This is a genomic window from Rhizobium sp. L43, from assembly GCF_002531725.1.
Lineage (GTDB): Bacteria > Pseudomonadota > Alphaproteobacteria > Rhizobiales > Rhizobiaceae > Rhizobium.
Map to the genome: position 1 here is coordinate 169,735 of NZ_NWSQ01000013.1, position 13,551 is coordinate 183,285.

At 61.8% G+C, this 13,551-nt stretch carries 18 protein-coding genes and 1 pseudogene; 11 read left to right on the top strand and 8 right to left on the bottom strand.

Annotation, left to right across the window (positions count from 1 at the left end; translation table 11 throughout):
- Position 1: 1 nt before the first annotated feature.
- The 8 genes from CO667_RS18765 to CO667_RS18800 form a co-directional block, all read right to left on the bottom strand.
- Positions 2-616 carry a GntR family transcriptional regulator gene (locus CO667_RS18765; protein ID WP_097619783.1) on the bottom strand — a complete coding sequence of 205 codons (615 nt, stop codon included), beginning with the start codon at positions 614-616 and terminating at the stop codon, positions 2-4.
- A 223-nt stretch (positions 617-839) separates the two neighbouring features.
- On the bottom strand, positions 840-1,199 hold the full coding sequence (locus CO667_RS18770; RefSeq protein WP_097619838.1) for a VOC family protein: 360 nt from the start codon (positions 1,197-1,199) through the stop codon (positions 840-842).
- Positions 1,200-1,274: 75 nt separating this feature from the next.
- On the bottom strand, positions 1,275-2,477 hold the full coding sequence (locus tag CO667_RS18775; protein ID WP_097619784.1) for an ABC transporter permease: 1,203 nt from the start codon (positions 2,475-2,477) through the stop codon (positions 1,275-1,277).
- Positions 2,467-3,183: an ABC transporter ATP-binding protein gene (locus CO667_RS18780; RefSeq protein WP_097619785.1), complete on the bottom strand. Its 717-nt coding sequence runs from the start codon at positions 3,181-3,183 to the stop codon at positions 2,467-2,469. Before CO667_RS18780 ends, CO667_RS18775 begins: the two co-directional genes overlap by 11 nt.
- A 12-nt stretch (positions 3,184-3,195) precedes the next feature.
- A complete protein-coding gene (locus CO667_RS18785; RefSeq protein ID WP_097619786.1) occupies positions 3,196-4,488 on the bottom strand; it encodes an efflux RND transporter periplasmic adaptor subunit in 1,293 nt (430 codons plus the stop codon).
- Between the two features lie 158 nt (positions 4,489-4,646).
- Complete coding sequence (locus CO667_RS18790; RefSeq protein ID WP_097619787.1) at positions 4,647-5,021, bottom strand: GFA family protein; 375 nt, start codon at positions 5,019-5,021, stop codon at positions 4,647-4,649.
- Positions 5,022-5,030: 9 nt separating this feature from the next.
- Entirely contained in the window at positions 5,031-5,240 is a 210-nt protein-coding gene (locus CO667_RS18795) for a hypothetical protein (RefSeq protein ID WP_097619788.1), read from the bottom strand.
- Between the two features lie 170 nt (positions 5,241-5,410).
- Positions 5,411-5,965, bottom strand: coding sequence for a cytochrome c (locus tag CO667_RS18800; RefSeq protein WP_097619789.1), 555 nt, complete (start codon positions 5,963-5,965; stop codon positions 5,411-5,413).
- Here CO667_RS18800 and CO667_RS35445 point away from each other — a divergent pair.
- From CO667_RS35445 to CO667_RS18850, 11 genes and pseudogenes are all read left to right on the top strand, one after another.
- Positions 5,892-6,173 (top strand): hypothetical protein, encoded by a 282-nt coding sequence (locus tag CO667_RS35445; RefSeq protein ID WP_179874173.1) that lies wholly within the window; start codon positions 5,892-5,894, stop codon positions 6,171-6,173. The two genes, CO667_RS18800 and CO667_RS35445, sit on opposite strands and share 74 nt — an antisense overlap.
- 27 nt (positions 6,174-6,200) lie before the next feature.
- Complete coding sequence (locus CO667_RS18805) at positions 6,201-6,704, top strand: cytochrome b/b6 domain-containing protein (RefSeq protein WP_097619790.1); 504 nt, start codon at positions 6,201-6,203, stop codon at positions 6,702-6,704.
- Between the two features lie 152 nt (positions 6,705-6,856).
- Positions 6,857-7,270 carry a hypothetical protein gene (locus CO667_RS18810; RefSeq protein WP_179874180.1) on the top strand — a complete coding sequence of 138 codons (414 nt, stop codon included), beginning with the start codon at positions 6,857-6,859 and terminating at the stop codon, positions 7,268-7,270.
- 93 nt (positions 7,271-7,363) lie between these two features.
- Positions 7,364-7,591, top strand: coding sequence for a hypothetical protein (locus CO667_RS18815; RefSeq protein ID WP_097619791.1), 228 nt, complete (start codon positions 7,364-7,366; stop codon positions 7,589-7,591).
- A pseudogene (locus CO667_RS18820) lies at positions 7,588-9,059 on the top strand (TolC family protein). Before CO667_RS18815 ends, CO667_RS18820 begins: the two are co-directional and overlap by 4 nt.
- Before the next feature lie 13 nt (positions 9,060-9,072).
- Positions 9,073-10,419: a copper oxidase gene (locus tag CO667_RS18825; protein WP_097619792.1), complete on the top strand. Its 1,347-nt coding sequence runs from the start codon at positions 9,073-9,075 to the stop codon at positions 10,417-10,419.
- Positions 10,420-10,451: 32 nt separating this feature from the next.
- A complete protein-coding gene (locus CO667_RS18830) occupies positions 10,452-10,931 on the top strand; it encodes a plastocyanin/azurin family copper-binding protein (protein ID WP_097619793.1) in 480 nt (159 codons plus the stop codon).
- Between the two features lie 23 nt (positions 10,932-10,954).
- The gene (locus CO667_RS18835; RefSeq protein WP_097619794.1) at positions 10,955-11,242 is read left to right on the top strand and encodes a copper-binding protein; all 288 of its coding nucleotides are present in this window, start codon (positions 10,955-10,957) and stop codon (positions 11,240-11,242) included.
- 55 nt (positions 11,243-11,297) lie between these two features.
- Positions 11,298-11,762: a DUF411 domain-containing protein gene (locus CO667_RS18840; protein WP_097619795.1), complete on the top strand. Its 465-nt coding sequence runs from the start codon at positions 11,298-11,300 to the stop codon at positions 11,760-11,762.
- 293 nt (positions 11,763-12,055) lie between these two features.
- Positions 12,056-12,436: a DUF2255 family protein gene (locus tag CO667_RS18845; RefSeq protein ID WP_097619796.1), complete on the top strand. Its 381-nt coding sequence runs from the start codon at positions 12,056-12,058 to the stop codon at positions 12,434-12,436.
- Positions 12,437-12,523: 87 nt separating this feature from the next.
- Positions 12,524-13,507 (top strand): aldo/keto reductase, encoded by a 984-nt coding sequence (locus tag CO667_RS18850; protein WP_097619797.1) that lies wholly within the window; start codon positions 12,524-12,526, stop codon positions 13,505-13,507.
- Positions 13,508-13,551 lie beyond the last annotated feature (44 nt).

Consider the following 13,551-nt stretch of genomic DNA (forward strand, 5'->3'; position numbering starts at 1 on the left):
TCTATTCCTGGCTGAGATAGTTGATCAGCGTCGCCATGGTGGCGCGCGCCTCATCCGGCCTGCCCTGATGGATGGCGTGGATGACGGCGACATGCAGGGCGATGGCGCGATCCATGCGCTCCGGGCTTGCGGTGGAGTACCAGAGACGGCGCGAATGCGTCTGAACCGGACCGAGCGCCGCCATGATGAAGCCGTTCGGGCAGGCATCTTCGAGGATTTCGTCGAAGGCCTTGTCGGCGGCGAAGAAGCCGGCGAGATCGCCGGTGACGGCACATTCGCCCATGACGCGGGCGCAATCGATGAGGCGCGCGCGCTGTTCGTCGCTCGCATGTTCGGCGACAAGGCTTGCCGCGATCGGCTCCAGCTCGCGTCGCACCTGCATGACATTGCCATGATCCCCAGCCGCGATCTCGGCGACCTGCAGCCCGACGCGCGGTTTCACCAGGATCAGCCCCTGCCAGGCGAGCTTCTGGATCGCCTCGCGCACCGGCGTACGCCCGTGGCCCGCCATATCGATCAGCTGCTTTTCAGTGACCAGCGCGCCGGGCTTCAGCGCCAGCGTCACGATCAGATGCTCCAGCGCGAGATAGGCAAGATGGCTTTGTGAAGTCTGCAATGCGGAAACCCGTTGCCAGCTGATATATCACATAGTGACACGGTCAAAAACCGAAGACAAGTCGGCATTGAAATATCAGAATAGAGACAGATAGATAACATAGGTGAGGCTGCTGAAAACCGGCGAGACATTGACGTCTGCGCCGTGAAGGCTCGTGCAACTCGCCCCGGCCTGCTGAGGCACACCGCGTCGGCTGCTTCATCAGGCCGGCACCTTCCCTCGGTCACTCCTTGCGGAACGCCCGGCTGGAAACCGAGATCGAATTTTGACAGGGGTCTTTTGCATTGGCGAACAGATAGCCATCGGCTTTATGGATGGCACCGAACTCCAGGCCGTTCTCCGCGCATCGTCTGCAAAAAGCCTCGACATCCTCCACGTCGAAGACCAGCTTGACCGTGGATTGACCGCTCCGCTGCCCCTTGGCGGCCTGGTGCAACATAATATTCGCGCCGCCGTCCTGAGCGACCAGTTCAATGATCCTGTCGCCAGGCAGGCTGGTCGCCTTGAAACCGAAGTGCTTCTCATAAAACCGCGCCGTTTCCTCGACATTCCTAGCGTAGATCACCAGCCTGTTGAGCGGCATGATGCCAGCCTCCGATAGCGCTTGCATTCGATTAACAAGAGTAGAGAGACATCACGCGTTTTGCCACGGCCTTTTTCACTCATGCCGCAGCGCCTCGATGGGATTCAACTGCGCTGCCCGTCTCGCCGGGAAATAGCCGAAGATCATACCGATCGCCGCAGAGAACAGGAAGGCGATGGCGACCATCAATGGGCTGAAGACGAACGGCACCTTCAGCAGTGTCACAGCGCCGAAGCCGAGGCTCAGGCCAAGCATAATGCCGGTGATGCCGCCGAACAGCGACAGCGCCACGGCTTCGACCAGGAACTGGGTGAGCACCTGGTTTTCGAGCGCGCCGATCGCCAGGCGGATGCCGATTTCGCGGGTTCGCTCGGTGACGGAGACCAGCATGATGTTCATGATGCCGATGCCGCCGACGAGCAGGCTGATCGCGGCGACGGCGCCGAGCAGGCCGGTCAGCAGCGTCGTCGTGCCGGTCATCGCCTCGGCGATCTGCGTCATGTCGTTGACGTTGAAATCGTCCTGGCGGCCGGGAATGATCTTGCGGCGCTCGCGCAGGAGATTTTCGACGTCGGATTGTACTTTGGCCGTGGAGACGCCGTCACGCGCCGAGATGATGATCTGCGGCACGTTGGAACTGCCGCTGATGCGCCGCTGGAACATCTTGACCGGCATGATGACGACATCGTCCTGGTCGTTGCCCATGCCGGACTGGCCGCGCTTGGCCAGCACACCGATGACCGGGCATGAGACCTTGCCGACGCGGATCTGCTGGCCTGTGGGATCGGCGCTGCCGAAAAGCTGCGAGCGCACCGTTTCGCCGATGATGCAGCGCGCCTGGCCACGTTCCTCGGCGGGCGTGAAATTGCGGCCGAGCGCCAGATTCCAGTCCTGGGCGACGAAATAATCATTGGTGGTGCCCGACACGCTGGTCGAATGGTTCTGGCCGCCGAAAATCACCGTCGCCGTCGACTGGTTGAGCGGCGCCACGGCCCTGAGGCCGCCGATCTGGTCACGGATCGCCGCGACGTCCTTGATACTGAAGCGCTTGGCCTCGGAGCTCGCCCGGCCGGGGCCGAACTGGCCGGGACGGACGAACAGCATGTTGGTGCCGAGCCGCGACAGTTCGGTCGACACCTGTGCTGTGGTGCCGTTGCCGATCGTCACCAGCGCGATGACGGCGGCAACGCCGATGACGACGCCGAGCACGGTCAGGAAGGAGCGCAGCATGTTGCGGCTGATGGCCCGCAGCGCCAGCTTGAGCGTCTCAAAGAACATGATCCGCCCTCCTCCGATGCTCGACCTCGGTCTCCAGCTTGCCGTCGACGAAACGCAGCAGCCGCTGCGCATAGGCGGCGATATCGGGCTCATGGGTGACCATGACGATGGTGATGCCCTGCTCGCGGTTCAGCCGCGTCATCAGATCCATGATCTCGACGCTGGTCTTCGTATCGAGATTGCCGGTGGGTTCGTCGGCCAAGAGCAGCGCCGGCTCGGTGACGATGGCGCGGGCGATGGCCACACGCTGCTGCTGGCCGCCGGACAATTCCTGGGTCTTGTGATGTTCGCGGCCGGTGAGGCCGACCAGCGCCAGGGCTTCGCGGGCCCGCTCGCGCCGTTCGCGCACCCCCATGCCGCGATAGATCAGCGGCAGCTCGACATTCTCGACCGCCGAGGTGCGCGACAGGAGGTTGAAGCCTTGGAAGACGAAGCCGAGCATATGGCGGCGCAGCAGCGTCAGCTGGCTGCGGTCGAAGCCGCTAGTCGGAATGCCTTCGAAAATGTAGTCGCCTGATGTCGGCACGTCGAGGCAGCCGAGGATGTTCATCGCCGTCGACTTGCCGGAGCCGGATGGACCCATGATCGCGACGAATTCATGGGCGTTGATCGCAAGGTCGACGTGGTCGAGCGCACGGATCGCCGCCTCGCCCTCGCCGTAGATTTTCGAGACCTGGCTGAATTCGATGAGCGGCGGGCTTGCCATCCGTCTCTCCGCCTAGTTCGCACGCGTCGTGGCGTCGGTCACCAGGGCATCATCTTGCTTGATGTCGCCGGAGACAACCTGGGTGAACTGGCCGTCGGATGAGCCGACCTGGATGATAACAGGCACAGGCCGGCCATTACGCAGCACCCAGACGCGCCGTTGCGTGCCGGTCAGCGCCGAACCGGCATTGTTGTTGCGCTGGCGCGGCGGGCCGAAGATGCCGAAAATACCGCGGCCGCGCCTTTCGGCCTGCGCCGGGGCGTAGCGCAGCGCGGCGTTCGGCACCATCAGCGTATCCTTGACGGCCTCGACGGTGACATCGGCCGTCGCCGTCATGCCGGGGCGCAACAGCAGATCGGCATTGTCGACCGTTAGTACCGCCTTATAGGTGACGACGTTGTTGACCACTTCGGAGGCGAAGCGGATCTGCTCGATCTCGGCGGGAAAAGTCCGGTCGGGATAGGCATCCACCGTAAACTTCGCCTTCTGGCCGACGGCGATCTGGCCGACATCGGCCTCGTCGACATCGACCTGCAGCTCCATCTTCTTCAGGTCGCCGGCAATGGTGAAAAGGATCGGCGCCGACAGCGAGGCCGCGACCGTGGCGCCCGGATTGACCGAGCGGGTGAGGATGACGCCGTCGATCGGCGAGATGATCTTCGCCTTGGCGAGATTGACCTCGGCCAGCTGCAGGTCGGCCTCCGAGGCCAGCACCTCGGCTTCGTTGATGTCTTTGGCGGCGACAGCGGAATCATATTTGTAGGTGGCGTCGTCGAGGCTCTGCTGGGTGGAGACATTGCTCCTGACCAGGCTCTTCAACCGCTCGAGCGAGGTGGCCGCCGATTGCATATCGGCATTGGCCTTGACGACATTCGCCTTGGCCGAATTAAGCTTGGCGCGCGAACTCTTCACATCCGCCTCAAGCTTGTTGGTATCGAGAAGGGCGAGTACCTCGCCTGATTTGACCGTGCTGTTGTAGTCGACGTTGACGTCGCGGACGGTGCCGGAAAGTTCGCTCGATATATCCACCTGCTCGGTCGGCTGCACGGAACCGGTGGCGGTGACGAGCACTGTCAGGTCGCCGCGTTTTGCCGGCTGGGTGGCGTAGCTCACTTCACTCTGCCCGCGGCCCATATAAAAATACCCGGCGACGGCAGCGGCAGCGATGAAGACCAAAAGGATGAGCAGGCGTCCGCGCCAGCGGCTGCGCTTGCCCTGTCGTCCGGATGCGGCAAGGACGGCTGCGAGGTCGGACGCGCCGCTTGTCTGTGCGCCGGTCTTCTTGCCGGTTCCGGTATCGTTCATGTCATCCTCGATCAGTCAGTGGCCGTCTCGGCCCGCAGCAAAATAAGCACAGCGCAGATGAACCGGGCATTAGCGTTGCCGCGGAAGTGGCACGGAATTGCGGATGGGGGAAATGAAATATTGGTAAGAAAAGTCAAGTTTCGGTGCGCAAGCGCCCGTCAGTCCGCATCCTCGGCAAATTGGCCGGCGCCGGGCACAGGATGCAGCCAGGCTTCGCGCCGCTTGATCCAGACTTCATAGCCGGGCGTAAGGTCGGTCGGCGGGTCGTCGAGCGAGCCGAGCCGGATTTCCGCCTCATCATCCCTGAGGCAGAAAAGCCGGCTGCCGCAGGCAGGGCAGAAGCTGCGGCCGGCGAAGGTGGCGATCTCGCCATAGTAGGAAAAAGCCCGGCGCGGCCAGACCGCGAAGAAGACGAAGGCCGAGCCGCTCGATTTGCGGCAATCGGCGCAGTTGCAGAGGCCGACGCGAAGCGGCTCGCCCTCCACGTGATAGGCGACCGCCCCGCAAAGGCAGCCTCCGGTTCGGATCTTCATGATGGGCCGTCAGGCATCGAGACTGGACGGAAGGCCCGGCGGGCGCCGCTTAGCCGCCATCAACAGGTCGAGTTCGGTGGCAGACGGGCCAAATTTCTCATAGAGGCGCTTCGCCTCCTTGTCGTCGAGCCGGTATTTCCTGGCAAATTCGCCGATGCTGTAGGGGCGGCCCCGCAACACTCTTCGCGCCGGGGTCGCCGTATTCGGTGCGTCGGTCATGGTTTTCTCCTTTCTTCCTGTGCCCTTTAAGCTAGAGCGACCCGTCGATTTGGAAAGAGCCCGCGAGCCGCATAGCGGCTTCCGGGCATGGCTGGATGCGGTTGTTTTCCTGGAACGTTTTCGTCGACATGCGCATTTTTTTGATCGAGGTTGCGGGCGAGTGGCCGCCGTCATTCCATCCTGAACCGGGTGTGGCAGGTCGTGCAGGTCTGTAGCATGAGGTGGAACGCGTGTTCCGCCGCCATCGTCGACAGTTCGTCCTCGTTGCGGACGTGAGTGCCGAAGGGACCGCTGCCCATCGCCTCTCCGGGCTTCATGCGCATGCTGGCAGTCATCGGCCCGGGGTTCTTCTGCGCGGCGGCATCCAGCGCGACGGCGTAGTCGCGCAGGTCGTTGGCGATACGGTCGAACCGGTCGCGCTCCTCAAGGATGTTCGGTCCGGCCTTCGACTGCCGACTGTCGGCCGCGGACGCGAAATGTGCAGAGAGAACGCCTCCGGACCTGTCGCGGATGGTGTCGGCCGCCCATTTGAACTCGCTGGCCTTGTAGGTCGTCGAAGCCTTGAACATGCCGGAGATCGTTTTTGCCGCCGCGGCCATGGCTTTCATGTCCGCCTGCCGAATGGTGACAACGTCCTCCTCGGCGGAAACCATGGCCGCCGTCATCAGGACCGCCGCCATGAAGGCGAACGGTCCGAATTTGTTCGCGTCAGCTGTTAATTTCATCGAGGACGACGCCTGGTTTGGTGACCATGATGCTGCAAAGGATATCCGATGCCGTGACCGGATATCCGTCTTTATCTGGGCAGCAAGAGGGCGGATGCGCGCCCGTCAGGCGGCCGGCGCATTCCCAGCTTCCAATCGGCGGTTGATCTGTAGCACTCAGATCTTTTGGCAACCGGGCGATGAGAAAGCATTAACCGTCGCCGGTTAGTCTGCGCCTCTCGCTCGGAGAGGATCGATGAAGAGTGGCTACTCGCTGGCCCAAATAGGACTCCATTGGCTCGTCGCCTTCATGGTGCCGGTCCAGTATCTGACCGGCGGCAGCATCGAGAGAACCCATCACGCCGTCCACATGGGTCTCACGCCATCCTCTTGGGACGTTGTCCAGCACCAGCTTCACAACTACGCGGGAATGATGATCGGCCTGCTGATGGGCCTGCGGCTGGTTCTTCGTCTCCTTCAACCGCCCGAAACCAGCGGGCCCGGTTCATGGGCCGGGCGGGCCGCGAAGGCGCTTCACTACGGCTTCTACGTCGCAATCATCGGACAGGCCTGCATGGGGTTCGTCGCGAGCTATCTCTCGTTCGCCATCGCGCCGTATCACGTGATCGGGTCGAGGATTATCCTGGCGATGGTCGCGCTGCACCTCGCCGCGGCGGCCTGGCACACCCTGGTCGCTCGTGACGAGACGGTCGACCGCATGGTGTTCTCGCGCCAGAAGCGGTCAGCCGAGAATTTCTAGAGCGGCCAGCGTCAGCACGACATAGCGGCCGGCCTTGGCGGCGAACACCAGGATCGTGAACGGGATGATGTTCGTGCCACACAAAGGGCTCGAACATTAACGACAGATGAGTGCAATTGAAATCGAGCTGCTTTGCATGTAGTTCGAGGAGCATGGGCAAGATGTACCGAATCGCGATGAGCAGGCTGCTCGTGATGATACGGCTGGTGATCATCGTATCACTGGCGGGGTACTCGCTGTCGAACGCCAGCGCCGCCATGCATGGCTCCTCGTTCCCCGAAATGGCAGCGGTCGTGTCCGAAACCGATGCTGCGCAGCATCACGACGGCCATGACATGACGAAGATGGCTGTCCATGACCACTCTCAAGGCGAGGCCAGCGGTGACGCAGATGGCGTATCGAAGCCCGTCAAGCAAGAATGCTGCAAGGATTTCTGTGGCGGGCTGGGCATTATTTGTGAAGGCCAGGATGTCGGCGGACCCATCGTAACCTCGATCCGGCAGTTCATCGACGACCGGACGACCCTTGGCGAACTGCCAACCCTCAACCGTCCCCCGAATATCTGAATAGAGACGCACCCGCTTGATCGGGTCTAGTCGGACGCTTGCCTGCTTCTGGGCGAGCGCCCTGTAGGCTATCTCCTATTCGGACATTTCAAAATGAAACCCTCGCTTTTCGTGGTGGGGCTGCCGCTTGTTGCCGGTGGCTGCGCATCCACGCTTCCTCCCGACGTGGTGGCGTTTCCCACCACGCTCGTTCAGCCATCCGCGCTTCCGGCGGCATACAGGTCGCCGATCACAGGTTACGTCGCCCGCCAGCCGGTCGATCCCAAACCCTGGCGCAGACAGAACGATCTGCAGTCTCCCATGAATGGAGACGGCTCATGATCGGCACCACAAGACTGATCGCGGCGCTTGCATTCCCGCTCGCCTTGAGCGGCTGCATTCCAGGCGCCGACTATTCCCGCAAAGAGGCGGGTTTCACCTCCGTTGCCAACAAAACCGCCATTGTCACGGCGAAAGAGACCGTCTGGATCCAGAACCAGAACCAGAACCAGGCCCGATCGGCGGCCGCGCAGGTCAAAAGTCTGCTTGCCCGGACGAAGCCTCTCGACGTCGAGACGGCCGTCCAGATCGCGCTGCTCAACAACAAGGGCCTCCAGGCCGCCTATGCCGATCTTGGCGACAGCGCCGCCGACGCTTGGCAGTCGACGATGTTCATCAACCCGACCGTCTCCATCGGCACGACCGGGATCGGCACTCCGGAACTGCAGGCATTCAAAACGATCGAAGGGATGATCACGACGAACATCCTGGCGCTTGCCACGAAGAACAGGGACATGGCGATCGCCGACACCCGCTTCCGGCAGGCGCAATTGATCGCGGCGGTGAAGACGCTTCAGGTCGCCGTTGACACCCGGCGCGCCTGGATCGGCGCGGTCGCCTCATGGGAGAATGTCGGGCAGCTCCAGCACGCCCAGGCGACTGCCGACGCAGCCTCGGAACTCGCCGAGAAGCTGGGCGAGACAGGCGCGATGGCCAAGGGCGCCCAGGCCCGTGAACATGTCTTCGTCGCCGAACTCGCCGGGGAAACGGCGAAGGCCCGCTTGTCCGCCCGCCTTGCCAAGGAGGAGTTGACGCGGCTGATGGGCCTCTGGGGCTCCGATCTGGACTACCAGGTTCCGAACAGCCTGCCGCCGCTCCCCAAATCCGTCGTCAGGCGCGAAACCATCGAGGCCGAGGCTCTCAGGAACCGCATCGACCTGCAGATCGCTAAGCTCGACCTTGAGGCCACGGCCAGATCCTACGGCCTCACCGAGGCGACGCGCTATGTCAGCGACCTCGAGATCCTGACCGGTTTCGAAACGGAACGGGAAATCGAGGACGACGAGAAGAAAACGCGAACCACCGCGCAGGTCGAGCTTGAGTTCGCCATCCCGATCTTCGACACCGGCAAGGCCCGGATGCGCAAGTCCGAGCTGGCCTACATGCGGGCGGCGAACCTTTTGGCGGAGAAAGCCGTCAACGTCCGCTCGGAAGCACGTTCCGCCTACGAGGCTTACCGCTCGAACTACGATATCGCGCGGCACTACCGCAACAACGTCGTGCCGCTGCGCACAAGGTCGAGGAGGAATCCCTGCTGACCTACAACGGCATGATCTCGAACACCTTCGAGCTGCTGACAGACACCCGCGACAAGATCAACTCCACCCTGCTTTCCGTCAACGCGAAGCGAGATTTCTGGCTGGCCGAAGCCGATCTGGCGCCTGTGATCTACGGCGGCAGCGCCACGAAGGTGTCGGCAGAGACCGACGTCGCCGCTGCTTCTGAAAGCAGCGCTGGCGGCGGTCATTGAGAAAGGACATACCATGTTCAACAGACGACAACTTTTTGGAGCCAGCGCCGCTCTGTTCACCACAGCCGCCTGGACGAAGACGTCGGCGATGGGTCTGCCCGACGCTCCGACCATGGAATCGGCGGACATGCAGCCGCCACTCCACCCTAGCTCCGGTCCGGACTATCAGCCCGTAGTCACCCTCAACGGCTGGACCCTGCCGCACAGGATGAACAATGGCGTCAAGGAGTTCCACCTCGTCGCCGAACCGGTCGAGCGCGAGATGGCGGACGGCATGACCGCCTATCTGTGGGGCTACAACGGGCAGTCACCGGGACCGACGATCGAGGCTGTCGAGGGGGATCGCGTCCGCATCTTCGTCACCAACAAGCTGCCCGAGCACACGACGATCCACTGGCACGGCATGATCCTGCCGTCGGGCATGGACGGCGTCGGCGGCCTGACGCAGCCGCATATTCCGGTCGGCAAGACCTATGTCTACGAGTTCGACCTCGTGAAATCCGGCACCTTCATGTACCACCCGCATTCCGACGAGATGGTGCAGATGGCCATGGGCATGATGGGTTTCTTCGTGATCCATCCGAAAGATCCCAAGTTCATGCGCGTCGACCGAGACTTCGTCTTCCTGCTCAACGCCTACGACATCGACCCCGGCTCCTACGTGCCGCGGATCATGGAGATGACCGACTTCAACATGTGGTGCTGGAACAGCCGCGTGTTCCCGGACATCAGCCCTCTCGTCGTGTCCAGGAATGACCGGGTGCGCGTCCGGGTCGGTAACCTGACGATGACCAACCATCCTGTCCACATGCATGGCTACGATTTCGAAGTGACCTGCACCGACGGCGGCTGGGTGCGGCCGGAAGCGCGGTGGCCGGAGGTGAGCATCGACATCCCGGTCGGCGCGATGCGTGCCTACGAGTTCGACGCCAAGTATCTCGGCGACTGGGCGATCCACTGCCACAAGTCGCACCACACGATGAACGCCATGGGTCATGACATTCCAACCTTCATCGGCGCGGACAAGTCGAAGGTCGCCGAAAAGATCAGGACACTGCAGCCGCAATACATGCCCATGGGCACCAAGGGCATGGCCGACATGGGCGAAATGGAGATGCCCATCCCCGAGAACACCGTTCCGATGATGACCGGCTGGGGGCCGCATGGTCCGATCGAAATGGGCGGCATGTTCTCGGTCGTGAAAGTCCGCGAGGGGATCTCGGCAGACGATTACTCAGATCCCGGCTGGTACGAAAACCCGCCCGGAACGCAGGCCTGGGAATGGACCGGAGAACTTCCGGACGCGACCAAGGCCAAAGACGCAGAAACGCAAATTACGCCGAAGCCTACAAACGGCTGAGGTCCGATCTCAACATCGAAAAGGAATTACGGATGAAGAATTATCTCATGGCATTGGCCCTCGCAGCACTCGCGTCGCCAGCACTTGCCTCCGGCAATCATGCCGGTGGCCACGGCGAGAAGATGGCTATCGGAGAACCCGGCGATAAGGCCAAAGCGACACAGACCATCCGCGTCACGATGACGGAAACCGACGACGGAAAGATGCTGTTTACCCCCGCGGTCTTCAACGTCCGCAAAGGGCAGACGGTCAAGATCGCGATCAAGAATGCCGGAACCGTCGACCACGAATTCGTGCTCGATCAGGAAGACAAGATCCTGGAGCACAAGAAGGTCATGGAGAAGTTCCCGGAAATGGAACATGCCGACGCCAACTCCATCCGTCTTCCGGCTGGCCAATCCGGCGAGATCGTCTGGAAGTTCACCACCGACGGCGCGTTCAAGTTCGCCTGCCTGATCCCCGGTCACTACGAAGCCGGCATGCATGGCGACGCCACCGTCGCCGGCAAGTAATCTGCAACAAAGGAGCTACACGCATGAAAACTACAATGATCAAAATCGGCCTCGCCACCCTGCTCTGCGCCAGCGCAGCCTTCGGCGCATTCGCCGAGGAATTCACCAAGGGTGTCGTCAACAAGGTCGACACAAAGGCAAGGAAGGTCACCATCAAGCATGAGGACCTGAAGAACCTCGACATGCCGGCGATGACGATGGTCTTCCGCGTCGAAGACCCGGTTCTGATCGAAAAACTGAAGGAAGGCGCGAATGTCGAGTTCGTTGCCGAGCGTGTGAATGGCAAGCTGACCGTCACCAATGTAAAATAACCGACTCCTGCCGCCCGGGTCGATCCGGGCGGCAGGACATCGAGGAGCGCAAACGATGCACAGAAGAAGAAGTTTCATTGCAATGGCAGGCTCTGCCCTGGTGTTGCTGAGCGGAAAGGCTCGTGCCACGGCGCCGGCAAAAATGACTGTCTATAAGGACCCGAATTGCGGTTGTTGCCACGAATGGGCGAAAGCAATGGCAGAGGCAGGTTATTCTGTCGATCTCCGCAACACCGACGACCTTGCCGCAGTCAAGGCTCGGCTTCGCGTGCCTGCCGAAATGGAAGGATGCCATAGCGCTGCCGTTGAGGAATACTATCTTGAGGGACATGTTCCGCTCGAGGCCGTGGAGCGCCTGCTCCGAGAGCGGCCGCCGGTCCGAGGACTGGCCGTGCCGGGGATGCCGTCCGGCTCATTGGGAATGGGTGCCGATCCGGCCGCGGTCTATGACGTATATGCTATCCCCTCGGGAACCAGCGCGCCATACGTGTTTATGGAGGTTCGTCCCCGGAAGGCCTGACCTCATCGATCAATCAAGCCCGAGCTCGGCGCTTTATCGAAGATCCGGACCTCGGCGCGTCGCCGACAAGGCGAAGTTCGCGCATGCGTTTTCGGCCACCTTTCCACCAGAGCGCCGTAAGAGCAAAGGCTGCGTCGCAGGCCAAACCTCACCTGTGAACTGTATTGATGATTCACGCTCATAAGTTCATGCGATTTGCGGCGCCTAATCATAGCTGGGTGCGCGCTCTATATTCAGAGCATAAGATCGGGAAGCGGTACGACGACTGTGGCCGAGACGAGCGGAGAGCGACGATGAACTGGTCGGATGATGAGCTTAGCAAAATCGATCGGGCCGACGATTTGAAAATCGCCCCGTTTCGGGAAGATGGCGCCACCCATGGGACCCCGACCTGGATCTGGGAGGTCGTCGTCGATGGCTCGCTCTACGGGCGCGGCTACCATGGTCAGAAGTCCCGCTGGTATCAGGCGGCGGTCCGCCAGAAGGCCGGACGGATCATTGCGGCCGGCATGATGCGCACGGTCGCCTTCGAGCCGGTCGACGGTCCGATCAACGATCGCATCGATGACGCCTACCGTGCGAAATACCGCAAGAGCCAGTATCTACCGCCGATGGTCAGCGCCCGAGCACGCGCGGCAACCGTCAGGATCACGCCACGCGAGGAGAATACCTGACGGCGGCCGGATCGCATGAGGTCGGCATCGCCTCAAGGCGCGCGTCGTCGATAGCTCTTCAAATCAACCTCAAAGGACGAGAAGCAAATGATCAAGCGCACACTTGGCCAGGGCCTTGAAGTATCCGCTTTGTCGCTAGGCGCCATGGGCTATGGCAAGGCCCGCGAACTCCCCGACCGGCCGGAGATGATCGACCTGATTCGCACCGCTGTCGAACACGGCATGGATTTCTTCGACACCGCCGAAGTCTACGGCCCCTGGACGAACGAGGAGATGGTCGGCGAGGCGCTTGCTCCGGTTCGCGACAAGGTGAAGATCGCGACGAAGTTCGGCTGGGATATCGATCAGGAGACCGGCGAGCACCGTGGTGGCGTCAACAGCAAGCCGGCGCAGATCCGCCGCGCCATCGAGGGCAGCCTGAAGCGCCTGCGTACTGACTACATCGACCTCTATTATCAGCACCGGGTCGATCCGGACGTGCCGATGGAAGATGTGGCCGGGACGGTCAGGGAGCTGATTGCCGAGGGCAAAGTGCGGTGGTTCGGCATGTCCGAGGCTGGTGCCCAATCCATACGGCGAGCGTATGCAGTGCAGCCGGTGGCAGCGTTACAGAGCGAATATTCCTTGTGGACCCGCGAGCCGGAAGCCGAAATCATCCCGACGATCGAGGAACTTGGTATCGGGCTCGTGCCTTTCAGCCCGCTCGGCAAGGGATTTCTGACCGGCAAGATCGACGTCACCACCACGTTCGACAATTCCGATATCCGAGCAGGCATCCCCCGCTTCTCCGAGGAAGCACGTATCGCCAACCAGAAGCTGGTCGACCTGATCCGCAAAATCGGCGAGAAGCATCGCGCGACGCCGGCGCAGGTGGCGCTGGCCTGGCTGCTGGCCCAGAAGCCGTGGATTGTTCCACTGTTCGGCACACGCAAGCTCGAACGGTTCGAGGAGAATATCGGGGCGCTGAACGTCACCTTGGACAAGGTCGATCTGGATGAGATCGCGCAAGCCAACATCGTCATCCAGGGCGCTCGCTACCCCGATGCAATGCTGCGCCGATCCGGTCTCTAGCTTCAACCTGTAGCGGAAGTGCCGGTCCCTAAAGGTGGTCCAGC